Below are 23,745 nucleotides of genomic sequence, written 5' to 3' on the forward strand. Positions count from 1 at the left end.
CCGGAGGATGCGGCTCCACTTCTACATCCCCGCGGGTATGGAGGGGATTATATATCACAGCCGGGTTAGCTGCGCGCTTTGCGTTCTGCGGGGGATTGAGGCATCGCCATTCTTCCGCGGGGCTACTCCTTCCCTATAACGCTTCCATTCACCTATATTCCATTAAAAAATGAGGAGTTTCGACTTATCATTTAGGGCCAAGTAAAGTAAACACCTCTCTTACAGCCAGATTTCCAATCTTATGTGAGCCCCAAAACCCGGCACTGATTGCCGGGTATTTTATTGCTTCCCAGGTGCTTTTACGGTTTCTCACGCCCGGCACATCTCCGGCGAGTTACCTCTCACCAGCGCCTCAGCAAAAGGCCTCGGTATGGTATTAGCAGCAGGAAACCGGACGATACAATTGCTCGGACCTGCCCTGGACGCGCTGAAAGCGCAGCATGAACTGACAGCTGGACATCCGGCATCCACTATCACGTTTCACCACAGGGAATACGGCTCAAGCGAGGAACAGAATTTGCGATTTGTTTTCATGCCGCGGAGACGGAAAGGCGAGCAAAAACCCTGCTACTCGCACAGCAGCATAGGCAGCAGATGGGAAGCTGCAGTAAAACGCGCTGGCATTCGCCGCAGGAATCCGTACCATACGCGGCATACTTTTGCCTGCTGGCTCCTGACGGCTGGCGCAAACCCGTCTTTTATAGCCAATCAGATGGGGCATGAAAACGCGCAAATGGTGTACGACGTTTATAGTACATGGATAGAAGAAATGAACGGCGACCAGGTTTCTATGTTGAATTCCCGGCTTGGGCTTTAACACGTTTTGCCCCCTATATGCCCCTTTAAGATTTTGAGAATGTTAACAATGCAAGAAAATCAATAACTTACAAAGAAAGAGAAATACAACATCGATAAGCTGCAGAAACGTCTGCGCCGCAACGTCGGTGAGGCGATCGCCGACTTCAATATGATTGAAGAAGGCGACCGCATTATGGTTTGTCTGTCAGGCGGCAAGGACAGCTATACCATGCTGGAGATCCTGCGTAACCTGCAGAAAAGCGCGCCCATCTCCTTCTCGCTGGTGGCGGTGAACCTCGACCAGAAACAGCCCGGGTTCCCGGAGCATATTCTGCCGGCGTATCTTGAGCAGCTGGGCGTTGAATACAAGATTGTCGAAGAGAATACCTACGGCATCGTCAAAGAGAAGATCCCGGAAGGGAAAACCACCTGCTCGCTCTGCTCTCGCCTGCGTCGCGGCATTCTCTACCGTACCGCCAGCGAACTCGGCGCCACCAAGATTGCCCTCGGCCATCATCGCGACGACATCCTGCAGACGCTGTTCCTGAATATGTTCTACGGCGGCAAAATGAAAGGGATGCCGCCGAAGCTGATGAGCGATGACGGCAAACACATCGTCATCCGCCCGCTGGCCTACTGTCGTGAAAAAGACATCGAGCGTTTCTCCCAGGCCAAGGGCTTCCCGATTATTCCGTGCAACCTGTGCGGGTCGCAGCCTAACCTGCAGCGCCAGGTGATCGCCGATATGCTTCGCGACTGGGATAAGCGTTATCCGGGACGCATTGAAACCATGTTTAGCGCGATGCAGAACGTGGTGCCTTCGCACCTGAGCGACGTTAATCTGTTTGATTTTAAAGGCATCACCCACGGTTCTGAGGTGGTGGACGGCGGCGATCTGGCGTTTGATCGGGAAGAGATTCCCCTGCAGCCTGCCGGCTGGCAGCCGGAGGAAGAGGACACCCGGTTAGATGAGCTGCGTCTGAACGTAGTGGAAGTGAAGTAACCCGAAAGCGTCTCAGGCCGCCGCCTGAGACGCGCTATTCTGCCCTTACTTCAGCAGTCGTACGCGACAGGCTTTGCCTTTGATCTTGCCGTTTTGTAACTGCTTATACGCTTTCTGCGCCATATTCTGGCGGATCGCCACATAGACGTGGGCCGGGTGGACGGTAATTTTGCCGATATCAGCGCCATCAAACCCCATATCTCCGGTCAACGCTCCCAGCACATCCCCCGGGCGCATTTTCGCCTTTTTTCCGCCGTCGATGCACAGCGTCGCCATCTCCGCCGTCAGCGGCGTGATAGCGTTGCCCGTCGGCGCCGGCAGCCAGTTAAGGGATAATTGCAGCATGTCGGCCAGAATGGTGGCGCGCTGCGCCTCTTCCGGCGCGCAGAAGCTGATAGCCAGACCTTGTTCGCCGGCGCGGGCGGTGCGGCCGATGCGGTGAACATGCACCTCCGGATCCCAGGCCAGCTCGAAGTTCACCACCAGCGCGAGAGATTTGATGTCCAGGCCGCGGGCGGCGACGTCGGTCGCCACCAGAACCCGGACGCTGCCGTTCGCGAAGCGCACCAGCGTTTGATCGCGGTCGCGCTGCTCGAGGTCACCGTGCAGCGATAATGCGCTCTGCCCGGCGGCGTTGAGCGCATCGCAGACCGCCTGGCAATCGCGCTTGGTATTGCAGAACACCACGCAGGACGCCGGCTGATGCTGGCTGAGCAGACGCTGGAGCAGCGCAATCTTGCCGTGGCGGGAAACTTCAAAGAACTGCTGTTCGATAGCCGGTAACGCATCGACGCTGTCAATCTCAATCGTTTCCGGATGACGCTGCACCCGACCGCTGATCGCCGCGATCGCCGCAGGCCAGGTGGCGGAAAACAGCAGCGTCTGCCGGTCAGCCGGCGCGAAGCGGATCACCTCGTCGATGGCGTCGCTGAAGCCCATATCGAGCATGCGGTCCGCTTCATCCATCACCAGGGTCTGCAGCGCGTCGAGAGAGACCGTCCCCTTCTGCAGATGATCGAGCAGACGGCCCGGGGTGGCGACGATAATATGCGGGGCGTGCTGCAGTGAATCGCGCTGAGCGCCAAACGGCTGCCCGCCGCAGAGCATCAAAATCTTGATGTTCGGCAGGCAGCGCGCCAGACGGCGCAGCTCGCCGGCAACCTGATCGGCCAGTTCGCGGGTCGGACACAGCACCAGCGACTGGGTCTCAAAGCGCGACGGATCGATATGCTGCAGCAGGCCCAGCCCGAAGGCGGCCGTTTTTCCGCTGCCGGTTTTTGCCTGCACGCGCACATCTTTCCCCGCGAGGATCGCCGGCAGGGCGGCGGCCTGAACCGGCGTCATCGACAGATAACCCAGCTCGTTAAGGTTGGCTAATTGGGCGGCAGGTAAAACAGTCAGGGTAGAAAAAGCGGTCACAATGTATTCTCGTATTAAAGGACAGACGATCTGCAGGCGCGTATCCTCGCAGATCTCCGCGCCTGATGCGACAATTTAATCGGCTCTTCATCAGGCGGCGGATCGGGCTGCGGCTGCGGGCGCGGTCGCGGATCGGGTAAAGGAACCGGATCGTTCGGCTCGGGCGAGATGGGGATGGACTGGGCTGTCAGCCCTGAAGCGTAATGCATAGTGGCCTCCCGGAAAGTGATACGGGCGTACCCGCAGGCGTAAACGGCCTGAAGACCGTCGGGTGTCTTAGTAAGCGTAGAAGCTGGTCAGGAGAGCGCAAAAAAAAAGCCGACTCAACAAAGTCGGCGTCGTACGAATCAATTGTGCTATGCAGTAATTCAAAAAAGGAAGTAAGACAATATGGAGCGCAACGCCCATCGCTTGACGTTGCATTCACCTGCGAGAGAGATATTGCCCTGAATGGGTAGAGGGTTTATTGATTTCGCTCAAACATTGCCGGGTTTTCCCGGCATCGTCGCCGCCAAAAGGCGATTCTTTACAACCATTTACTGCGATGTAACCACCACGCAACACCACCGATGACAACGACTAACATCAGGCAGAAGAGGCTAAAGCCCAGATGCCAGCTGTTACCTGGGATCCCCCCGAGGTTGACGCCGAACAGGCCGGTTAAAAAGGTGCTGGGCAGAAACACCATCGCCATCAACGACATCGTATAGGTCCGCCGCGCCAGCGACTCCTGCATAATCTGGGCGATCTCATCGCTCATGATCGCCGTCCGGGCAATGCAGCTGTCGATCTCGTCCAGCCCACGCCCCAGCCGCTCGGCGATATCCTGTATCCGCCGCCGCTGATCGTCGCTCATCCACGGCAGGCGTTCGCTGGCCAGCCGGGCGTAAACATCGCGCTGCGGCGCCATATACCGGCGCATCACAATCAGCTGCTTACGCAGTAGCGCGAGAAAACCGCGCGGCGGCACCTGCTGATCGAGCAGGTCGTCTTCGAGGTCGATAATTCGGTCGTGCAGTTGTTCAATAAACTCACTGGCATGATCGGTCAGCGCGTCGCAGACTTCCACCAGCCAGCTGCCGCCATCCGTCGGCCCATTGCCCTCCTTCAGGTCGCCCAGCACATCGTCCAGCGCCAGCACTTTGCGCTGACGAGTGGAGACGATCAGCCGCTCATCCATATACAGACGCATCGCCACCAGCTGGTCTGGCCGTTCATCGGTGCTGCCGTTGATGCAGCGCAGGGTAATCAACGCCCCGTCGCCGATCCGCGTCACCCGCGGTCGGGTGCTCTCGCCCGCCAGGGCATCGCGCACGTTATTGGGCAGCAACGGGGTGGCCGCCAGCCAGTCGGCGCTGTCGCTATGGGTATAGTTGAGATGCAGCCAGCAGGGTTTCTCTTTGTCGATAATATCGTCATCGGCGAGCGGCTTCACGCCCCCCTGCCCGTCGAGCACCCACGCGAAGATCGCGTCCGGTATCTGCAACTCCGAGCCTTTAATCGCGTCCACTCAACCTCCGTTAATCCATGCCTGTCGCATTGCGCGCGCTCTGTATAAGGTACGCGAAAGCGCGCTTTTTCGCTGTTGATTGCCCGGTGAAAGAGGCTAATCGCTTCATTAAAAAGCGCTTTCCCCCGGGCCGCGCCCGCTTTCCTCATTTAACGTTAAAGTGTAGTGAAATCAAGTTCTTCAGGTTTTGCGCGTTTCACTGCGACCTTTTGCGGTTTATTTTGCGTCTTTTTGCTGTATTATGCCGTTTATTGCGTCAATTTGCGGAGTCCCTCGCCATGCATAAGCTCGCGCGACAAAAACACATCCTTGACCGGCTGAGTGAAACCGGTCAGCTGAGCATCAGCGAACTGGTTGATGCGCTGCAGGTGTCGGCCGATACCATACGCCGGGATCTCAGTGAGCTGGAAAACCAGGGGGTACTGCAGAAAAGCCACGGCGGCGCCATCGCGCTTAACGTCCCGGCAATGACGCGCCAGGGAAGAAACGCCCTGCTCCCCGGAACGAAACAGCGTCTGGGCCAGCAGGTCGCCGCGCGCATCCCCTCCGGCTCGACGCTGTTTCTCGACGCCGGCAGCACACTGCTGGCCGTCGCTACCCAGCTGAAAGGCCCCATGACCGTGATCACCGCTTCGCTGGATATCGCCCAGCTGTTCAGCGACCGCGCCGATATCCAGCTTATCCTGCTTGGCGGCCAGTGGGACAGTGAACAGCGGCTGTTCGCCGGCAGCGCCACGCTGTCGCTGGTGGCGCGCTACCGCGCCGATATCGCGATTCTCGGCGCCTGCGCGTTGCATGCCGAACTGGGCCTGAGCGCCAGCCAGGAGGCCGATGCGGACGTAAAACGCGCCATGCTCGCCGCCAGCGCGGAACACTGGCTGGTGGCGGACCATACCAAAGTCAACCATTGCGAACCCTGGCTGGTGGCCGGTCTCAACGACATTCACCATCTTTTCCTCGATCGTCCCTGGCCTGAGCTGGGGGATGATCCTGCCCTCTCTGTACATATTGCTGACGCTTAACAACGTGGAGAACCTGATGAGTAACAACACGATAAATATCGCCCTGATTGGCTATGGCTTCGTCGGTAAGACTTTCCACGCGCCGCTTATCCGTTCGGTGCCGGGCCTGAACCTGGCCTTCGTCGCCTCGCGCGATGAAGAGAAAGTCAAACGCGACCTGCCGGACGTCACGGTGATCGCTTCCCCGGAAGCGGCGGTCCAGCACCCGGATGTCGATCTGGTGGTTATCGCCTCCCCCAACGCCACGCACGCGCCGCTGGCCCGCCTGGCGCTGAACGCCGGCAAGCATGTGGTGGTGGACAAACCCTTTACCCTTGATATGCAGGAGGCCCGGGAGCTGATCGCCCTGGCGCAGGTGAAACAGCGGCTGCTTTCCGTCTTCCATAACCGCCGTTGGGACAGCGACTATCTCGGTATCCGTCAGGTTATTGAGCAGGGCGCCATCGGCACGGTGAAACATTTTGAGTCCCATTTCGACCGGTTCCGCCCGGAAGTCCGCGTCCGCTGGCGCGAGCAGAACGTCCCCGGCAGCGGCTTATGGTTCGATCTGGGGCCGCACCTGATCGATCAGGCGCTGCAGCTGTTTGGTCTGCCGCAGTCGGTACAGGGCAACATCGCCACCCTGCGCGACGGCGCGGAGATCAACGACTGGGCGCATGTGGTCTTAAACTACCCGGCGCATAAAGCGATCCTCCACTGCAGCATGCTGGTCGCGGGGGGCTCCTCGCGCTTCACGGTGCATGGCGATAAAGGCAGCGTTGTCAAAGCGCGGGCCGACCAGCAGGAGAGCCAGCTGCTGGCGGGTGTGGTACCGGGAAGCGCCGGCTGGGGCGAGGATGAGGATGGGCTGGTTATCTATGACGCCTCGCTGCAGACCCAAACCCAGCCTACCCCGCCGGGCGATCAGCGCCAGTACTATATGCAGATCCGCGACGCGCTGAAGGGCAAGATCGGCAATCCGGTGCCGCCGGTGCAGGCGCTGGCGGTGATGGCCGTCCTGGAAGCGGCGGCGCGCTCTGCAGAAAGCGGCGTGGCGCAGACCCTCGACCTGACCGACGACGAGCGCAACGCGCTGCGCTAAGCCTGTCGTTACTCCGGTTATCTGCGCAGCCTGCAGGTAACCGGATCGCCACCCCGACTGCAGAAATAATCACTGCCTGTCAGCAGATTATCCTTTCTTTATCCTGCCTTTTTGCTTAAAGCACCGCTGGAAATTTCAGCCAATTGGGAGGAGGATAGAGAACAGATCGATCGTGATGAGAACAAGGTTGCTGACGCTGTGGACGCGGTGACCGCAATACCGGACAGGAGAAGCTCATGTACTACACGTTAGGAGATACCACTCTCCATTTTTATCGCTATCAGTGCAAATTCTACGTCGCCCACTGGGAAGGAGGGAACGTGATGGACGAAAAATTTAAACCGTTTATCGAGCAGATCACTGAGAAGACCGGGCTGGACGCGAAGCGCGTCGAGACCGCCGCGCGCGATTATTTTACTAACGTGGATTAACAGGCAGCCTGTTGCGGTATACCGAAGGCCTGGCCGACGCGCCTGCCGTTGATCTCCCCCCTTCCGCCGCCACGGCCCTCGTTCCCGCTGGCGGCTCTCCTTCCCCACCGGCGATAAACAGGATAACGACCAGCCAGAACCCCAGGCTGTCTGCCCCACGCTTTTGTCAATTTTCAGACCGATAACGTGAGATGTCATTTATCGTAATTATCTATTTCCCCGTGATTTTTTAGTCGAAACAATATCGCCCTGCCGCCAGGCAGGGCGTCGGCGACTACCGCTCCTCCAGCGCCGCCACCGGCTCCGGCGCGCTTTTCCTGCGCAGCAGATAGCCTGCGGCAAGGATCAGCAGCCATACCGGGATCAGGCAGACGGAGATGCGGATGTCCGGGGTCAGATACATCACCCCGAGGATCCCGGCGAGAAACAGCAGACACAGCCAGTTTGTCAGGGGATAGGCGAAACTCTGGAAAGCCGTTACCTTCCCGGCCCGCTGCATGGCGCGGCGGAACTTAAGATGAGTGATGCAGATCATCGCCCAGTTGATGACCAGGGCGGCCACCACCAGGGCCATCAGCAGGGCAAAGGCTTTCCCGGGCATCACATAGTTAATCACCACGCAAAGCGCCGTGGCGACGGCGGACACCGCCAGGGCGGTCAACGGGATCCCGCGGTGGTTCACCCGCAGCAGCGCGCGCGGGGCGTTGCCCTGCTGAGCCAGGCCGAACAGCATCCGGCTGTTGCAGTAGACGCAGCTGTTGTAGACCGACAGCGCGGCGGTGAGCACCACCAGATTGAGGGCGTTGGCCACAATATTGCTGTCAATGGCGTGAAAGATCAGCACAAAGGGGCTTCCCCCTTCCACGACGTTCCGCCACGGGTAGAGTGACAGCAAGACCGCCAGCGACCCCACATAAAAAAGCAGAATACGGTAGATCACCTGGTTGGTGGCTTTGGGAATGGTTTTATGCGGTTCGTCGGCTTCCGCCGCGGTGATCCCCACCAGCTCAAGCCCGCCGAAGGAGAACATGATCACCGCCATGGCCATCACTAAGCCCGTGATACCGTTAGGGAAAAATCCCCCGTCCTGCCACAGGTTGGCCACCGTCGCCGCCGGCCCGCCGTGACCGCTAAATAACAGATAGCAGCCAAAGGCGATCATGCTGATGATGGCGGCCACTTTAACAATCGAGAACCAGAACTCCAGCTCGCCATACACTTTGACGTGCGTGAGGTTGATGGCGTTGATCGCCACGAAGAAGATTGCCGCCGACAGCCAGGTGGGTACCTCCGGCCACCAGTACTGAATATAGATCCCCACCGCCGTCAGCTCCGCCATGCTTACCAGCACGTACAACACCCAGTAATTCCAGCCGGACATAAACCCGGCGAAGGGCCCCCAGTAGCGGTTGGCGAAATGGCTGAACGACCCCGCCACCGGCTCCTCTACCACCATTTCGCCAAGCTGACGCATGATAAAGAAGGCGATAACCCCGGCGATGGCGTACCCCAGCAGGACCGAGGGGCCTGCCATACGGATCGTTTGCGCGATACCTAAAAACAGTCCGGTGCCGACCGCCCCCCCGAGGGCGATCAACTGGATATGGCGGTTTTTTAACCCGCGCTTTAACTGATGCTCTTGCTGCGTTGTCATCTCTGACCTGCCCCTGTCTGTAAAAAGTCACTTTCGCCGGTAGCAACTTTCAGGCCAGCGGATCGTCGCGGAGCGTCAGACCAAAACTAATCCATTGAATGATATTGAAATATTATTTTCCAGTTCGTTCTGAAAGCTGGTCATCGCGCCGCTGACCTGGCGCATAACGCGCGAAAATTGGCCAGATGACGCACAGATCATGAGAAAACCAGTGGCTTAATGCATGATGCTGACCCGTTTTGGTGCATCCGGTTTGCCGCCGTCGGGTCAGGCTTCACGCCAGGCAAAAAACTGTTAGGCTGGTAGCCACTTTTACGTTCCGCTAGTGGCCACTATGTACAACATCGACGACTATGATCTGAAAATTCTTACCCTGCTGCAGGCCAATGGCCGTTTGACCAATCAGGAGCTTAGCGAGCTTATCGGCCTGTCCGCTTCCCAGTGTTCGCGCCGCCGTATCGCCCTTGAACAGGCGCAGCTTATCCTCGGCTACCATGCGCGTCTGGCGCCGGATGCCGCCGGGCAGGAGATGCTTGGCCTGATTGAGGTGCGCCTGCTGAATCACACCCCGCAATGCGTGGAGAGCTTTCATCAGATGCTCAGTGAAGTGGACGCCATTCTGGACGCCTGGAAAACCACCGGCGACGCCGATTATCTGCTGCGGGTAACGGTCCCGGACCTGCCCGGACTGAGCCATTTGATCAGCCATATTCTGGCGCAAAACAAAGGGGTGGCTCATCTGAAAACCGCCGTCGTGCTCAACCGCCTGAAGGAGAACGGCCAGCTGATGCCGGGCACGCCCTCGCTGCGCTGAACCGGAGCATAGTGCCCTGCGCTGGTGCAGATGCGGGGCCAGTCAATGCGTGATAAGCAGTAAATTCGCACAACTTACGCATTTCATAACCATTATGCGCACGACCCACGCGATTTTCTCTTTCCAACAGAACAACAGGTTAGGCTAAACCACGGCTATTTTTTCCGCAACCAATCGCCCGGGCACGCTCCTCTGGTGCGATTTTTGCAAACAAGAGCTTATCCTTGTTAACGAAAAGATAGTGCTTATTTATGGATAACGTCCTTTCCCCTGAAAAACTGACCCACACCTGGCTGGAGGATGCCCTGGCGCTGCTGTTCGGCACGCTGATGATCTCCTTTGGCATTATCCTGTTCCGCCAGGCCGGCGCCCTGACCGGCGGGACGGCAGGCATGGCCTTTCTGATCCACTACGCCACCCACCTGCCGTTCGGCGTGGTTTTCTTCGCCATTAACCTGCCCTTCTACTGGCTCTCCGTCCGGCGGATGGGCGCCGCCTTCACGCTGAAAACCTTCTGCGCGGTCGGACTGGTGTCGCTGTTCTCCGACCTGCACGGCTACTTTATCCATGTCGATCGCCTGAACCCCTATTACGCCACCCTCTTCGGCAACATCATGGTCGGTATCGGCTTTGTGGTGCTGTTCCGCCATAAAGCGAGCCTCGGCGGCGTCAATATTCTGGCCCTCTATCTGCAGGATAAAAGCGGCATCCGCGCCGGTAAATTCCAGATGGTGGTGGACGCCTGCATCGTCACCGCCTCGCTGTGGGTGGTTAGCCTGCCGATGCTGCTGGTCTCTGTCCTCGGCGCCGTGATTTTGAATTCGATTATCGCCATGAACCACCGCCCAGGACGCTACGCGGTGTAATGGCTTCACCTTGAACGGTCATTTCAGGAGTAACCACTGTGTTCCAGAACGTTGACGCCTACGCGGGCGATCCTATCCTGTCGCTGATGGAAGCCTTTCAACAGGATCCCCGGGCAGACAAAGTTAACCTTAGCATCGGGCTGTACTATAACGAGCAGGCCATCATTCCTCAGCTGGAGGCGGTCCGTCAGGCCGCTGACCGGCTGCAGAGCCAGTTGCACAAGGCCAGCCTCTATCTGCCGATGGAGGGACTGGCTCCCTATCGCCGCGCGGTCCAGACGCTGCTGTTTGGCGAACACCATCCGGCGTTGCGTGCCGGACGCATCGCCACCATCCAGACGCTGGGCGGCTCCGGCGCGCTGAAGGTGGGTGCTGATTTCCTCAAGCGCTACTTCCCCGACTCCGCGGTCTGGGTCAGCGATCCAACCTGGGAGAACCATGTGGCCATCTTTGCCGGGGCGGGTTTCGAGGTGCATACCTATCCCTGGTTCGACAGCGCCACCCGTGGGGTCAATTTCCCCGCGATGCTTGCCGCCCTCCAGCAGCTCCCGCCGCGCAGCATCGTGCTGCTCCATCCTTGCTGCCATAATCCGACGGGGGCCGATCTCGCCCCCGAGCAGTGGGATCGGGTGATTGAGGTGTTGATCGCCCGGGAGCTGATCCCGTTCCTCGATATTGCCTACCAGGGTTTTGGCCGCGGGCTGGATGAAGATGCCTATGCCATACGCGCCATCGCCAGCGCCGGGCTGACGGCGCTGGTCAGCAACTCGTTCTCGAAGATTTTTTCACTGTACGGCGAGCGTGTCGGCGGCCTGTCGGTGGTCTGTGACAACGCCGATGCCGCCGGGCGCGTGCTGGGCCAGTTGAAAGCCACCGTGCGCCGCAACTACTCCAGCCCGCCGGGGTTTGGCGCCCAGGTGGTGTCGCAGGTGCTCAACGATCCCGAGCTGAATGCCCTGTGGCAGGGTGAAGTGGAGGCCATGCGCACCCGCATCAGCGCCATGCGCGTCGCGCTGGTGAAGGCCCTGCAGGCAGCCCTGCCGGCGGTGGATTTTTCCTATCTGCTGACCCAGCGCGGCATGTTCAGTTACACCGGCTTTAGCGCCGATCAGGTAGACGTTCTGCGTGAAGAGCATGGCATCTATCTGATTGCCAGCGGTCGCGTCTGCGTGGCCGGGCTCAACCACGGCAATATTGCGCGGGTAGCCAGCGCCTTCGCCGCGGTCTGCGCACGCTGATCCGCTTTCCCGCTGGCCGGGGCAACCCCGGCGCGGTATAGCAGTTATTCGCGACGCAGTCGGCGAGCCAGGCGGGTGCCCAGCGTCTGAATAAGCTGGACAATAACAATCAGCACCAGGGCGGTGGTGAGGGTGGCAAAGGCGTCGAAACGCTGATAGCCGTAGGTGATCGCCAGGTCGCCGATCCCGCCGCCGCCCACCGTTCCCGCCATGGCGGTCGCGCCAAGCAGACCGATGGTCGCGGTGGTAAGGGCCAGAATCAACGACGCCGCCGCCTCCGGCAGCATGAAATGCCAGACGGTCTGCAGAGGGGTAGCGCCCATGGCGTCTGCGGCCTCAAGGATCCCCTCATCCACCTCCAGCAGCGAGCTCTCCACCAGCCGGGCAATATAGGGGGCGACAAAAACGATCAGCGGCACGATGGCCCCCGCGGTGCCGATAGTCGTGCCCACCAGCAGCCTGGTGAAGGGCAGGATCACAATCAGCAAAATGATAAACGGCAGCGAGCGCAGCACGTTAATCAGCGGATTCAAAGCCTGATGCACCACCGGGTTGGCCACGATGCCGCCAGGACGGCAAACCACCAGCACAATTCCCAGCGGGACGCCAAGCAGCGCGCCAAAGCCCAGTGAGATGGCGACCATAATCAGGGTATCATGCAGCGCCAGCAGAAACTGCTCGCCGGTAATGGCGGTATCAATAAGATCAAACATGGATGATTTTCACTCCTGCGTCGGCCAGATGGGTGATGGCGCGTTCGGTTTCGTCAGGCTCGCCGAGGAGTTGCACAATCATAAATCCCAGTATCCGGCCCTGAACTTCGGACATGCTGGCAAACAGGATATTCACCTCGACAGCATACTCGCGGATCAGGCGGTTAATGATTGGCTGCCGGGCCGTCGCGCCGATAAATTCGAGGCGTAAAGCCCGGGCGCCGTTGTCGCGCTGCAGGAGCGATGCCACCCGCTGCGGCAGGCGATCGTGCACCACCGACTGCACGAAACTGGCGGTGACCGGATGCTGCGGCTGGGCAAAGAGATCGAAAACCGTCCCCTGCTCAACAATGCGCCCGGCCTGCATCACCGCCACCTTGTGACAGATTGTCTGGATCACTGACATTTCATGCGTAATCAGCACAATGGTGATGCCATAGCGGCGATTAATCTCCTGCAGCAGCAATAAGATCTGTACCGTGGTATGGGGGTCGAGCGCCGAGGTGGCTTCATCACACAGCAGCACCGACGGGTTGGTGGCCAGCGCCCGGGCGATACCGACCCGCTGCTTTTGCCCTCCCGACAGCTCATTCGGGTAGCTGTGCATTTTGTCGCTCAGGTCGACAAACGCCAGCAGCTCCGCAACCCGCGCCTGGATAAAGGCCTTGTCGCGTCCCTGCAAAATAAGCGGGATAGCGATGTTATGAAATACCGTTTTCGAATTCAGCAGATTAAAATTCTGAAAGATCATGCCGATATCTTTTTTGATCGCCTGCAGGCGCTGGCCGCTGCAGCCCTGGAGCGACTCACCGTTCAGCACCACCTCGCCCTCACCCGGCGTTTCCAGACGATTGATCAGCCGCAATAAGGTGCTTTTTCCTGCGCCGCTATAGCCAATAATGCCGAAAATATCGCCCCGGTCGATACTGAGATTAATATCCTGCAGGGCCAGAACCGGATGCCCTTTTCTGTTAAAGGTTTTACTGACATGGCGAAATTCTATCATCGCGTTATTCATTTTAAATAATCAGGCAGCAGGTAACCATCATACTGCGGATGGCTGAGAATATATTTTTTGAAATCGGCAGAGTGATAGCCGTCGATGATATCTTTGGCAAACTGCGCCTTCTGATTTTTACCGGCAACGGTCACAACGTTAATAAAATGGCTGGTAGCGGCCTCCAGCTTTAATGCCGAGGTAAGCGCCATGCCGCTGGAGACGGCGAAATTGCCCTGAATCAGGCCATAGTCGACGTCCGGCAGCGCGCGAACCTGCTGGGCATTGTCCATCTCCTTAAGCACGATGTTATAGGGGTTGGCAACGATGTTACGCTGCGAAAAGGTGGCGGGATCGCTGTCCGGTTTAATCTTCACCCAGCCGAGGCTTTCCAGCACCAGTACCGCGCGATATTCGTTCGACGGCTGGTTTGGCACCGACACCACCGTGCCGGCTGCCGGGGTGCCCAGGGTCGTCAGTTTGCCGCCGTACAGACCCATCGGCGGCGTGGGTACCTGCACAATGCCGACGTTATCGATCCCCAGTCGCTCATTGATCGCTTTCAGGTATACCGGATGCTGCATAATATTCGCTTCGATATCGCCGCGAGCTACCGCGTCATTGACCTGAATACCGTCGCTGAAATCTTTATATTCGATTTTATATCCTTTACTCAATAAATAGGGGGCGACCCCTTTTTCAAATTGCTCTTTATACGGCCCGGGGTTAAAGCCGATGCGAATAATTTGATCGGCGGTGGCGTAAAAGGAGGAAGCGGATAACAGGGCGAGCGTCATTCCGAGCGCAACTGACTTGTTCATAAGGTATTTTCCTGGAAGGTTGGCGATATTGAGCGATTAAATCACAGCCGAAAGCGGGTTGTAAGCCAGAACGCCGGATTTCCTTTTGCTTATTCCTCATAAACTTTTGCCATCCCGACATATTCTAAAAACAATAATCCTTTGCATATATTGTTATTTAGCCAGGCGCAATAAATCCCTTAAAGATGGCAGATTATTGATAACGTAAACCGGGAAAATTATGCCTGATTTCGCTGCTTCACCGCTGGTGGACGCCCTGGAAGAGAATCTGTTCAGCCTGCTGGAAAAACTGGCCGCGGAGGTCAACACCGACGCGCTGCCGTTGATCGACCTCTCCAGCGGCAGTCCGGATCAGCCCACGCCGCCGGAAGTGATTGACTCGCTGCAGAGCGCCATTCATCGTCGTGAAAACCATGGCTACCCGTCGTTCTGGGGCAAGCCGCAGGTCCGCGAAGCGATCGCCCATTTTTATCGCCGCCAGTATGATGTGGAACTCGATCCGCACAGCGAAGTCGCGGTATTTCAGGGCTCGCATATCGGTATTGGCGGCATCCCGCGGGCGCTGCTCCGTCCCGGACAATACCTCATCTCCACCGATCCCTGCTATCCCATTTACCGCTCAGCGGCGCTGCAGTCCCAGGCGGCGTTTTATGGCCTGCCGCTCAGGGCTGAGAACCACTTCCTGCCGGATTTTAACGACCTCCCCCGGGAGGTAGCTGACCAGGCCGGGCTGGTGGTGCTTAACTATCCGCATAACCCCACCGGCACCCTCGCCACGCCGGCGCTGTTCGCCAGCGCCCTGCAGTTTGCCCGACGTCACCAGGTGCCGATCCTGCACGATTTTGCCTATGCGGCCATCGGCAGCGCGGCCAGAGATGCGCCGCTGAGCCTTTTCTCTCAGCCAGGCGCGAAAGCGTGGGGAGTGGAGACCTACACCTTCTCCAAGACCTTTAATATGGCCGGCTGGCGCTTCGGCTTCGCGGTCGGCAACGCCTCGATTATCCGGGCGTTTAAAAAACTGCACACCCACAGCTACAGCACGGTGTTTGGCGCCATTCAGGATGCAGCGATCGCCGCGCTCAGCCTGCCGGCAGAACGGATTGCGCAGCTGACGGCGGTGTATCATCAGCGCCGGGAGTGGGTTCTGCGTCGACTGGCCGCACTGCGCTGGCCGGTTCGTGCCGCACAAGGCACTTTCTTCCTCTGGCTGAGCGTGCCGCCCGGGTACCGTTCACAGGAGTTTGCCCGCCTGCTGCTGCAGGAGGCGCATATTCTGGTGGCGCCAGGCACTGGTTTTGGCGATGGGGGTGAAGGGTTTATTCGCATCAGTCTGACGGCTGGGGACGACGCGCTGCGCAAGGCGCTGGACCGTCTCGCCCGGCTGGCGCTGTTTTAGCGCCCGCCGGGCGGAGTCGTTACATCTTCAGGTAGCCCGCCATGCGTTGAATACGCGCGGCGGAATAGTCATAGCAGGCGCTGGCGGGTTTACCCAGTACGCGATATTTGGCGCCATTGTAAAAGGCGGTCTTATTCTCCTCTTCCAGAAAGCGCCGGGAGACGGTGTCGCTGAAAATACGGTCGCCATCCGACTGTGGCTGATAGCGGCTGGATTTGACGCTCTCCCACGCCACGCCGATCGGCTTATGGTCATAGCCGGTCATACAGAACAGCCGGTTGGAGGCCAGCAGATCGGCCTCGATGGTTTTAAATTCCGCCGCCGTAGCGGCGCAGGTTATGCTTAACAGGCAGGCCGAAGCCCATCGGTAAATTGTCATTATTCAGGCGATCCCAGAGAGTTTCCTCCATTCTAAGCGGCTGAAAATTCTGGACGTTCACTTTCACCTATCGTTGCCAGCAAAAACCGCAAAATAATTTACACTCAGACTCCTCGTGCGTTGTCTTAACGACCTGCAGGCCTTCCCTGCGCAGCTCATCCGCCGGTCCAGACAACGAGACGCCGGCGGGAAGGATGTAGCCGTCTTTAACGATTAAACGCCCAGCGGGTCCCGCTGGTCAGCGCCCGCTCGAAGGCGGGACGGCCGGGGCCCGCCAGCCAGCCGGCGAAGGTGTGCAGCTGCGGGTGCAGCTGGCGCAGGGCGTCGAGGTCGGCGTGCCCCGCCAGCCGCCCGTCGTCCACCAGCCCGGTCAGCTTGTGCAGAAAAGGGCTGGCGGCCAGCACCTCGTCGGAAAATCGCGAATAGGGGATCGGCCGTCCCGCCGCCGCGGAGAATAACGCCTCGAGCTGACGACCGGTCACGCTGTCGCTGGCGATCTCGAACGTCTTGCCGGCAAACCGCGCCGGCGCGGCAAAAATCGCTGCGACAAGCTGGCCGATATCCTCCACCGCCAGCACCTGCATCCTCCCCTCCGGCAGCATAAAAAAGTGAAAATGACCTTCATCAAGGCCAAAACCGGGCATCACCAGCAGCTCCATAAAGGTGGCGGGCCGCACGATGGTCGCCGCCAGCGGCAGGCGGCGGATATGCCGCTCAATCGCCGCTTTGGTGTCATAATGCGCTACGCCGGTCGGCGTCTCCCCCGCCGCGCTGCCGGAGCTGTACACCAGATGCTTCACCCCGCACTCGACGGCAAGGTCGGCGATGGTTATCCCGTAGCGCACCTCCTGCTCATCGGTTACCGTCCCGCCCGGCGAGCTGGGCTGCACGCTGAAGACGCCGTCGACCCCGGCCATCGCCGCCCGCATTGCCGCCCGGTCTTCAAAGGCGCCCACGACCAGCTCGGCTCCCCGCGCCGCCAGCGCGACAGCCCCGGCGGAAAAAGGATTTCTGACCAGCGCCCGCACTCGCCAGCCGCGGTGCAGCAGCGCCCGCGCCACCGAGCCGCCCTGCTGGCCGGTGGCGCCAAAAACCAATACGCTCTGGGCATTATTCATCACCGTTCTCCCTCGTCAGCAGATCGTTGTCCGGCGTCTCGCCAGCGATACTCCCCTGGCCTGTCCTCCTCCAGCCAACCGCAGGAGGGTCCGGCGAAATGCCCGGTGAACCATTGGGCATGATGGCTTGCGCACCACGCCATCATCTCGCGTCGCGAGCGTTCCGCCTGCCGGGGATCGCCGCAGAACGCCGAGCTCCAGTGCGGATGGGTAAACTGGCGCGGGGAATGAAGAAGATCGCCTGAGAAACAGGCGTAGTCATCGCCAGAGGAGAGGATCAGCGCGGCATGGTCCGGACTGTGGCCGGGGGTAGGGATAAAGGCGATCCGTCCACCGACCAGCGGCCTGGCCGCCACATCCACGGTCTCCAGCTGGCCAGCCTCGATCACCGGCAGCAGGCTGTCGAGCCACAGCGCCCGGTAGCGTTCGCTGTTCTTCACCCGCGTGAGCTCTTTTGCCGAACACAGGTAGCGCGCGTTGGGAAACAGCGGCGCCCAGCGATCGTCCCGCCAGACGGTATTCCATCCGACATGGTCGGTATGCAGGTGGGTCAGTAACACCAGGGTCACCTCCTCCGGGTTCACTCCCGCGGCGCGGAGATTCTCCAGATAGGGCGTATTAAGTTGATGATAGAGCGGATTGCCGCCGCGCTCCCGACCATTGCCGGTGGCGGTATCGATAACGATCAGATCGTGGGGAGTCTGTACCACCCAGCTGTGGATTGACAGCGCGATTGGCTGATTATCGGCGTCCGCCTCCGTCACAGGGAACGCCGCAGGATAGAGCGCCGCCGGCTGCAGGCTAATCTCGCGCTCCGGCACTTTGAATATCAGGCTGTCGCCTGTCTGGTAAGTTTGCATCACTCCCTCCGCGCGCATTGCGCTGGTTGATTTACCGGGGTGATATTCACTATGCTGCCGGGATAACCCACATTCAAATTGATTATCATAATGAAGCAAATCATTGAAAATGATTTTAGTCGTATCGATCTGAATTTGTTGACGGTCTTGATGGTGCTGTACCGCGAAGCCAGCGTTACCCGCACCGCAGAGGCGCTGCATCTTGGCCAACCCGCCATCAGCGGGGCGCTGAAACGGCTGCGCGAGATGTTTGACGATCCGCTGTTCGTGCGCAGCGCCAGAGGCATGCTGCCGACCCCGCGGGCGCAAGCGCTGATGACCGAGCTGCAGCCGCTGATGGAACACCTGCATTCGGCAATGTTTGGCGCCGGGGAGTTTTCCCCCGCCAGCGCGCAGCAGCTTTTCCGCGTCGGCCTCAGCGACTGGAGCGAACACTGGCTGATGCCCCAGCTGTTACCCGGACTGATGCAGGAGGCGCCCGGGGTGTCGCTCCAGACACTCGCCGCCGACCCCTTCCAGGTACGCCAGCTGCTGGAGGCGGATCGCATTGATGTCGCGGTGTCCCTCAACAAGCAGAGCCGCGGGGAGATCGTCAGCGAACCGGTGATGAGCATGGGGGTGACCACCCTGTGGTCGCCGCAGCAGATCCCCTGCCGCGGGCCGTTGTCGGTGGGCGATTTCGTCGCCTGGGAACATGTGATGGTGGCCTATCGCGAAACCGGCCACGGGGAAATAGATCGCCAGCTCGCCAGTCAGGGACTCGCGCGGCGCGTGCGCTTCGCCACGCAGAATTTCTCCACCTTTCCCCTCCTGCTGACCACCCTGCCGCTCTTCGCCACCGTCCCCCAGGGGCTGGCGCAACGCTGGCAGGCGCAGTATGCGCTGCGCGCGGACGCCCCGCCGGTGGCCTACCCGGAATTTACCCTGTGTATACTGCGCCACAAACGCCGGGCGCAGGATCCGGCGCTGAACTGGCTGATAGCGAGGATAAAACAGGCCATGCGCGGACCATAGCGGTAGCGAATACCACCGTCATCAGGCCTCGCTGCGCGGGGGTTGCAGAACGCGCCTGCTCCAGTCGTAAAACGCGCGCACCGCCGGCGGCAGATAGCGGTTTTGCGGATAGACCAGCGACAGGGGAAGATCAGACGCGACCTGCTCCAGACAGGCGACCAGCGCGCCGCTCTGCAGCCAGGGTTGCGCCAGATAGCTGGCGACGCGGATCAGGCCCAGCCCCTGAACGCCGGCCTGGATATAGGCATCGGTATCGTCGACCACCAGCGTCTCCTGCATGCGGATCGCGCAGTCGCCGTCATCGAGGGAGAAAAGCCAGTCGATGGTCCGCCCGGTACGGTGGTTCAGGTATCCCACCGCCCGGTGCTGGTGCAGATCGTCGATGCTTTGCGGCCGGCCGTGGGCCGCTATCCAGGCCGGCGAGGCGAGGACCATCCAGCGGTAGCGGGCCAGAGGGCGCGCCACCAGGGTGGTGGAATCTTCGATTTGCCCGGTACGGATCACGCAGTCGAATCCCTCCTGGATAATATCTTCCACGTTGTCGCTTGAGCAGAGGATCAGCTCCAGGTCGGGATACTGCTGCAGAAACTCGCCGATCCTCGGCAAAACGCAGTGCCGGGCGAGAGATTGCGGCATCCCCACCTTGAACCGCCCGGCGGGCTGCGCCGAGCGGCCGGGAAAGGAGGCTTCCATCGCCGTCATTTCGGCCAGCAGCCGTTTACACTCTTCGTAATACCGACGCCCCTCCGCCGTCACGCTGAGCTTGCGGGTGGTGCGCTGAAGAAGCTGCGCCCCAAGCCAGGCTTCCAGCTCCTTCACTACCCGCGACACCGTTGAGCGCGGCTGCCCCAGCGCCTCCGCCGCCCGGGCGAAGCTGTGGGCATCCACAACCGCAACATACAACTGCATGGCATCCAGTCTGTCCATTTGGTGCTCCCCCGACGGTTATTATCCCATTATGACGAACAGTCTAACCCGAAATCCTGTTCTTATCGAATGATGCCCTCCCCCCTACACTGAGCCTGTAGCCAGTGAATACAAGGCTTAACTGAGCAAGGAGTTAAAATGAAAACTGATGATATTCATCTTGAGGAAAAGGTATTAGTTCTGGGAGCGGGACAACTGGGAGCCGCCGTACTGGATGCGCTGGTGCCAGCGGTGATCCAGCGCCAGGGCGCGGTCTCGGTGATCGTCTCGCCGGCGGCCTGGGATGAAACCGGCCAGCTGCGTTCGGCAAGCCACCGGGCGCTGGCCGACGCCGGGGCCGCCTTTCTCGCCGTCGACATCGCCGGTAATTCACTGGAGACCCTGACCGGGGCGTTTCGCGGGTACAGCACCGTGATTAACTGCATGGGCTTTGTCGCCGGTCCGGGGACGCAGCTGAAAATTACCCGCGCGGTGCTGGCCGCCGGAGTGCCTCGCTATTTTCCCTGGCAGTTTGGCGTCAATTACGATGTGGTCGGCAAAGGCAGCGGCCAGCCGGTCTGGGACGAGCAGTATGATGTCCGGACCCTGCTGCGCGCGCAGCAGGCCACGGAGTGGGTCATTATCTCCACCGGCATGTTTACCAGCTTTCTCTTCGAGCCAGACTTCGATGTGGTGAATTTATCCACCCGAACCCTTCACGCCCTTGGCAGCTGGGACACCCAGGTGACCGTCACCTCGCCGGCGGATATTGGCCGCCTGACCACCGCGATTTATCTGCATCAGCCGCGGATCGTCAACGAGGTGACGTTTGTTGCCGGCGAAACGACCTCTTACCAGCAGCTGGCGGACACCGTGGAGCGCGTGACGCAGCAGACGTTCAGCAAAGCCGTTCACACCCTGCCCGCCCTGCTGGACCAGCTGCGGACAGACCCGGATAACGCCATGCTGCGCTATCGCGCCGCCTTCGCCCGGGGGGATGGCGTGTGGTGGCCGATGGGCGACACCTGGAATACCCGCCACCATCTGCCGACCCAGGACATTGCCGGCTGGCTGCAGGCCGCGCGCTGATTTTCTCTCACAGGACAGAATGACGATGAACAAGCTGATTCCACTGATCGTATTGAGTTGCCTGCTGCCGCTGGCGGTCAACGCCAGGACCCTCACCGCCACCGGCGATACCCTGGACCACGCGGAAAGTAAAATTCGCCAGCAGGCCACCCGCGAGGGCGCAACCGCCTATCGGATCATTGAGGCGCGAATGGGTAACAAAGTGCACATCACGGCGACACTCGATAACTGAACCATCGCTATCCGGCTCAGGGAGGAGCCGCCGCCAGCCCGCGCGCCAGATCAGGCGCTCATTCTTTCCCGTCGACGGTCGCGGCCCGGCGGCGCGCCGTACAGGCGAGCGTATTCCCGGGTGAACTGCGACACGCTGATATAGCCCACTTCGCCGGCCGCCTGCGCAATGCTCATCCCTTCCGCCAGCATCAGGCGGCGGGCGTGGATCAGGCGCAACTGCTTCTGAAACTGCAGCGGCGATAAGGTGGTCATGGCGCGGAAATGACGGTGAAAGACCGAAACGCTCATCCCGGCGGCGTCGGCCAGCGCGTCGACGCTGACTGGCTGCATAAAATCCCGGCGCAGCACCGCCACCGCCCGGCGGATCCGCGCCGAATGGCTGTCTGCGACGCCCAGCGCCCGGATGGCCGCCCCGTGAACACTCTGCAACAGCCAGTAATGCAGCTCCCGCCGCAGCCCTTCGCCTAACACCGCCAGCACCCCCGGTTGATCAAACAGTCTTGCCAGCCGGTAAGCGGCGTCCGTCACGTCGGCATTCATCGGTTCGATACCGACGCGGGGCGCCTCATCCGCCCCTGACGGTCCCACCTCCTGCAGCTCGCGCAGGATAGCCAGATCCAGCTCCAGCACCAGCGCGTAATAGGGAAAACGCTGACTGGCCTCGGTGATCTGGCTGGTGGTGGGGACATCCGCGGCGATCACCATCGCCTCCCCCGGACCATAGTCGAAACTTGCCAGGCCGGTGGTCACGCTTTTGCGCCCCTGCAGCAGCATGGCCACCAGCGGCCTGGCGATGGCCGCCTGCAGGTCGCCGGGGTGCAGGGCCCGCACCAGAGTGATGCCGGGAACCGGGGTAACCGCCACCCCGCTGCTATCGACATGAGCATCGGCATACCGGCGGCAGAGAGCGAAGAGTTCGTCGCGCATAAGATCCTTTCAGGCAAGTTTTAAAGCCTCAGTATGCGCTATTTCCCACCAGAAGAGAGGGTATTGAGAGGAATGGGCAAAAAATAACAAGGATTGGGCAACCCGGTCTGGTAGCCACCACCTATTGTAAGGACTCCACACACCAGAGAGGATCGAACATGACTAAGATTGCACTTATCACCGGCGCCAACCGCGGCCTTGGCCGTCAGACCGCACTGGATATCGCCCGCCAGGGTGGGGACGTCATCGTCACCTGCCGCGGCAATATTGAACAGGCGGAAGCGGTGGTGGCCGACATTCACGCCCTCGGCCGCAAGGCCATCGCCCTGCCGCTGGATATGGCGCAGACCGCCAGCTTTCCGGCCTTCGCAGACAGCCTGCGCGCTGCGCTTGGCAGCGTCTGGGGACGGGACACCTTCGACCATCTGATCAATAACGCGGGACACGGCGAATTTGCCCCGCTGGCCGAAACGCGCGAGGCGCAGTTCGACGGGCTGTTTAACGTCCACGTTAAGGGGGTGTTTTTCCTCGTTCAAACCCTGCTGCCGCTGCTGGCTGACGGCGGACGGATCGTTAACTTCTCCTCCGGACTGACCCGCATCTCTTATCCTGGCTTCTCCGCCTACGCCGCGGCCAAAGCGGCTGTGGAGATGCTGAGCGTATACATGGCCCGCGAGCTGGGCGGGCGCGGCATCACCGTCAATACCGTCGCCCCCGGCGCTATCGCCACCGACTTTGGCGGCGGACTGGTGCGGGACGACGCGGGGGTTAACGCGCAGTTTGCCGCGATGACGGCGCTGGGACGGGTGGGCGTTCCCGAGGATATTGGGCCGATGATCGCTAGCCTGCTGCGCGACGATAACCGCTGGGTGACCGCCCAGCGGATCGAGGTATCGGGCGGACAAACCATCTGACCAGTCAGGCCAGGCTGTCGATCGCCATAAAAAAGTGGTCTTCGGTGAGAATCTGTCGCGCCTCCGGGGACTGGCGCGCCTGACGGATCAACCAGCCGCCGTCCGGGGCCAGGCTCAGATAAAACACCTCCCGGGAGCCCGCCCCGCCAGGTGTCTCAAGGCTCAGGGTCACGACCCCCTTTTCCACGCCATCCCACAGCTGCTGCGGCACGATATTGACGCTGCGCTCGCCGTTTTGCAGGCGGAGAGTGGGGATATCGTAGCGGCAGATGCCGCTATTGAGGCTGTAGCCAAGGGTGCTCAGATCGTGGAGGTGGCGGGTCGAAACCACCACCTCGATGCCCGTTCCGTCAAACCACTGATTCACCTGCCGGGCGAGCGCCGCCATCTGCTGGCGAAACATGGCAATATCCGCGGCCGCCGCCCCATCGAAGGTGGTTGTCCGCGGCGGATTTTGCTGGTGCTGCAGTTTCTTAAAAAAACGCTCCCTCGCTGTCACGTTATCTCCCTGTGCTGTGATGAAACCGGTGAGGCTGGATGA

General features: G+C 60.2%; 24 protein-coding genes and 2 pseudogenes. 13 read left to right on the forward strand and 13 right to left on the reverse strand.

Annotated elements, in window-relative coordinates; genetic code table 11:
* Positions 1–382 precede the first annotated feature (382 nt).
* Both ACOI7D_RS00340 and ttcA read left to right on the forward strand, forming a co-directional pair.
* Positions 383–817: pseudogene (locus tag ACOI7D_RS00340) on the forward strand (tyrosine-type recombinase/integrase); the annotation flags it as partial.
* Positions 818–883: 66 nt separating this feature from the next.
* A pseudogene (ttcA, locus tag ACOI7D_RS00345) lies at positions 884–1,801 on the forward strand (tRNA 2-thiocytidine(32) synthetase TtcA); the annotation flags it as partial.
* Positions 1,802–1,846: 45 nt separating this feature from the next.
* Here ttcA and dbpA read toward each other — a convergent pair.
* The 3 genes from dbpA to zntB all read right to left on the reverse strand — a co-directional run bounded on the left by dbpA (position 1,847) and on the right by zntB (position 4,730).
* A complete protein-coding gene (gene dbpA / locus ACOI7D_RS00350) occupies positions 1,847–3,220 on the reverse strand; it encodes an ATP-dependent RNA helicase DbpA (protein ID WP_044522571.1) in 1,374 nt (457 codons plus the stop codon).
* Between the two features lie 14 nt (positions 3,221–3,234).
* Positions 3,235–3,411: a hypothetical protein gene (locus ACOI7D_RS00355; protein WP_369707506.1), complete on the reverse strand. Its 177-nt coding sequence runs from the start codon at positions 3,409–3,411 to the stop codon at positions 3,235–3,237.
* A gap of 335 nt (positions 3,412–3,746) precedes the next feature.
* Positions 3,747–4,730 (reverse strand): zinc transporter ZntB, encoded by a 984-nt coding sequence (zntB, locus tag ACOI7D_RS00360; protein ID WP_109547430.1) that lies wholly within the window; start codon positions 4,728–4,730, stop codon positions 3,747–3,749.
* A gap of 278 nt (positions 4,731–5,008) precedes the next feature.
* Here zntB and ACOI7D_RS00365 point away from each other — a divergent pair, with 278 nt between their 5' ends.
* From ACOI7D_RS00365 to ACOI7D_RS00375, 3 genes are all read left to right on the forward strand, one after another.
* A complete protein-coding gene (locus ACOI7D_RS00365) occupies positions 5,009–5,752 on the forward strand; it encodes a DeoR/GlpR family DNA-binding transcription regulator (protein WP_109547431.1) in 744 nt (247 codons plus the stop codon).
* Entirely contained in the window at positions 5,715–6,833 is a 1,119-nt protein-coding gene (locus ACOI7D_RS00370; protein ID WP_117140744.1) for an oxidoreductase, read from the forward strand. Before ACOI7D_RS00365 ends, ACOI7D_RS00370 begins: the two co-directional genes overlap by 38 nt.
* Positions 6,834–7,069: 236 nt before the next feature.
* Positions 7,070–7,264, forward strand: a complete 195-nt coding sequence (locus ACOI7D_RS00375; RefSeq protein ID WP_004203980.1) for a hypothetical protein — start codon at positions 7,070–7,072, stop codon at positions 7,262–7,264.
* A 274-nt stretch (positions 7,265–7,538) separates the two neighbouring features.
* Here ACOI7D_RS00375 and ACOI7D_RS00380 read toward each other — a convergent pair whose 3' ends face one another.
* Complete coding sequence (locus ACOI7D_RS00380; RefSeq protein WP_043522066.1) at positions 7,539–8,918, reverse strand: amino acid permease; 1,380 nt, start codon at positions 8,916–8,918, stop codon at positions 7,539–7,541.
* A 334-nt stretch (positions 8,919–9,252) separates the two neighbouring features.
* Here ACOI7D_RS00380 and ACOI7D_RS00385 point away from each other — a divergent pair, with 334 nt between their 5' ends.
* From ACOI7D_RS00385 to ACOI7D_RS00395, 3 genes are all read left to right on the forward strand, one after another.
* On the forward strand, positions 9,253–9,732 hold the full coding sequence (locus ACOI7D_RS00385; protein WP_023289419.1) for an Lrp/AsnC family transcriptional regulator: 480 nt from the start codon (positions 9,253–9,255) through the stop codon (positions 9,730–9,732).
* Positions 9,733–9,983: 251 nt separating this feature from the next.
* Positions 9,984–10,598, forward strand: coding sequence for a YitT family protein (locus tag ACOI7D_RS00390; protein ID WP_004176405.1), 615 nt, complete (start codon positions 9,984–9,986; stop codon positions 10,596–10,598).
* Positions 10,599–10,636: 38 nt separating this feature from the next.
* Complete coding sequence (locus ACOI7D_RS00395; protein WP_032452610.1) at positions 10,637–11,836, forward strand: amino acid aminotransferase; 1,200 nt, start codon at positions 10,637–10,639, stop codon at positions 11,834–11,836.
* A 44-nt stretch (positions 11,837–11,880) separates the two neighbouring features.
* Here ACOI7D_RS00395 and ACOI7D_RS00400 read toward each other — a convergent pair whose 3' ends face one another.
* From ACOI7D_RS00400 to ACOI7D_RS00410, 3 genes are read right to left on the reverse strand one after another with little or no spacing between them, the layout of a single operon-like run.
* A complete protein-coding gene (locus tag ACOI7D_RS00400) occupies positions 11,881–12,549 on the reverse strand; it encodes a methionine ABC transporter permease (protein ID WP_044522560.1) in 669 nt (222 codons plus the stop codon).
* Entirely contained in the window at positions 12,542–13,555 is a 1,014-nt protein-coding gene (locus ACOI7D_RS00405; RefSeq protein WP_109548199.1) for a methionine ABC transporter ATP-binding protein, read from the reverse strand. Before ACOI7D_RS00405 ends, ACOI7D_RS00400 begins: the two co-directional genes overlap by 8 nt.
* Positions 13,556–13,563: 8 nt before the next feature.
* Positions 13,564–14,367, reverse strand: a complete 804-nt coding sequence (locus ACOI7D_RS00410) for a MetQ/NlpA family ABC transporter substrate-binding protein (protein ID WP_048297379.1) — start codon at positions 14,365–14,367, stop codon at positions 13,564–13,566.
* 220 nt (positions 14,368–14,587) lie between these two features.
* Here ACOI7D_RS00410 and ACOI7D_RS00415 point away from each other — a divergent pair, with 220 nt between their 5' ends.
* The gene (locus tag ACOI7D_RS00415; protein WP_109547432.1) at positions 14,588–15,763 is read left to right on the forward strand and encodes an aminotransferase class I/II-fold pyridoxal phosphate-dependent enzyme; all 1,176 of its coding nucleotides are present in this window, start codon (positions 14,588–14,590) and stop codon (positions 15,761–15,763) included.
* Positions 15,764–15,782: 19 nt separating this feature from the next.
* Here ACOI7D_RS00415 and ACOI7D_RS00420 read toward each other — a convergent pair whose 3' ends face one another.
* From ACOI7D_RS00420 to ACOI7D_RS00430, 3 genes are all read right to left on the reverse strand, one after another.
* Entirely contained in the window at positions 15,783–16,142 is a 360-nt protein-coding gene (locus tag ACOI7D_RS00420) for a hypothetical protein (protein ID WP_049015170.1), read from the reverse strand.
* Positions 16,143–16,348: 206 nt separating this feature from the next.
* A complete protein-coding gene (locus ACOI7D_RS00425) occupies positions 16,349–17,260 on the reverse strand; it encodes an NmrA/HSCARG family protein (RefSeq protein ID WP_109547433.1) in 912 nt (303 codons plus the stop codon).
* Positions 17,260–18,123 (reverse strand): MBL fold metallo-hydrolase, encoded by an 864-nt coding sequence (locus tag ACOI7D_RS00430; protein ID WP_072420482.1) that lies wholly within the window; start codon positions 18,121–18,123, stop codon positions 17,260–17,262. Before ACOI7D_RS00430 ends, ACOI7D_RS00425 begins: the two co-directional genes overlap by 1 nt.
* Before the next feature lie 87 nt (positions 18,124–18,210).
* Between ACOI7D_RS00430 and ACOI7D_RS00435 the strand changes: the two genes are divergently transcribed.
* Positions 18,211–19,134, forward strand: coding sequence for a LysR family transcriptional regulator (locus ACOI7D_RS00435; protein WP_109547434.1), 924 nt, complete (start codon positions 18,211–18,213; stop codon positions 19,132–19,134).
* A gap of 21 nt (positions 19,135–19,155) precedes the next feature.
* Here ACOI7D_RS00435 and ACOI7D_RS00440 read toward each other — a convergent pair whose 3' ends face one another.
* Positions 19,156–20,061 carry a LysR family transcriptional regulator gene (locus ACOI7D_RS00440; RefSeq protein WP_109547435.1) on the reverse strand — a complete coding sequence of 302 codons (906 nt, stop codon included), beginning with the start codon at positions 20,059–20,061 and terminating at the stop codon, positions 19,156–19,158.
* 138 nt (positions 20,062–20,199) lie between these two features.
* Here ACOI7D_RS00440 and ACOI7D_RS00445 point away from each other — a divergent pair, with 138 nt between their 5' ends.
* Positions 20,200–21,129: an aromatic alcohol reductase gene (locus ACOI7D_RS00445; protein WP_109547436.1), complete on the forward strand. Its 930-nt coding sequence runs from the start codon at positions 20,200–20,202 to the stop codon at positions 21,127–21,129.
* A 25-nt stretch (positions 21,130–21,154) separates the two neighbouring features.
* Positions 21,155–21,361, forward strand: a complete 207-nt coding sequence (locus ACOI7D_RS00450) for a DUF1471 domain-containing protein (RefSeq protein WP_109547437.1) — start codon at positions 21,155–21,157, stop codon at positions 21,359–21,361.
* A gap of 50 nt (positions 21,362–21,411) precedes the next feature.
* Here ACOI7D_RS00450 and ACOI7D_RS00455 read toward each other — a convergent pair whose 3' ends face one another.
* Complete coding sequence (locus tag ACOI7D_RS00455) at positions 21,412–22,290, reverse strand: AraC family transcriptional regulator (RefSeq protein ID WP_109547438.1); 879 nt, start codon at positions 22,288–22,290, stop codon at positions 21,412–21,414.
* A gap of 158 nt (positions 22,291–22,448) precedes the next feature.
* Here ACOI7D_RS00455 and ACOI7D_RS00460 point away from each other — a divergent pair, with 158 nt between their 5' ends.
* Positions 22,449–23,204, forward strand: a complete 756-nt coding sequence (locus ACOI7D_RS00460) for an SDR family NAD(P)-dependent oxidoreductase (RefSeq protein ID WP_109547439.1) — start codon at positions 22,449–22,451, stop codon at positions 23,202–23,204.
* Between the two features lie 4 nt (positions 23,205–23,208).
* Here ACOI7D_RS00460 and ACOI7D_RS00465 read toward each other — a convergent pair whose 3' ends face one another.
* Positions 23,209–23,703, reverse strand: a complete 495-nt coding sequence (locus ACOI7D_RS00465; protein WP_109547440.1) for a hypothetical protein — start codon at positions 23,701–23,703, stop codon at positions 23,209–23,211.
* Between the last annotated feature and the right edge of the window lie 42 nt (positions 23,704–23,745).

It is taken from the genome of Klebsiella sp. C360, assembly GCF_048822415.1.
Classification (GTDB): domain Bacteria; phylum Pseudomonadota; class Gammaproteobacteria; order Enterobacterales; family Enterobacteriaceae; genus Klebsiella; species Klebsiella quasipneumoniae.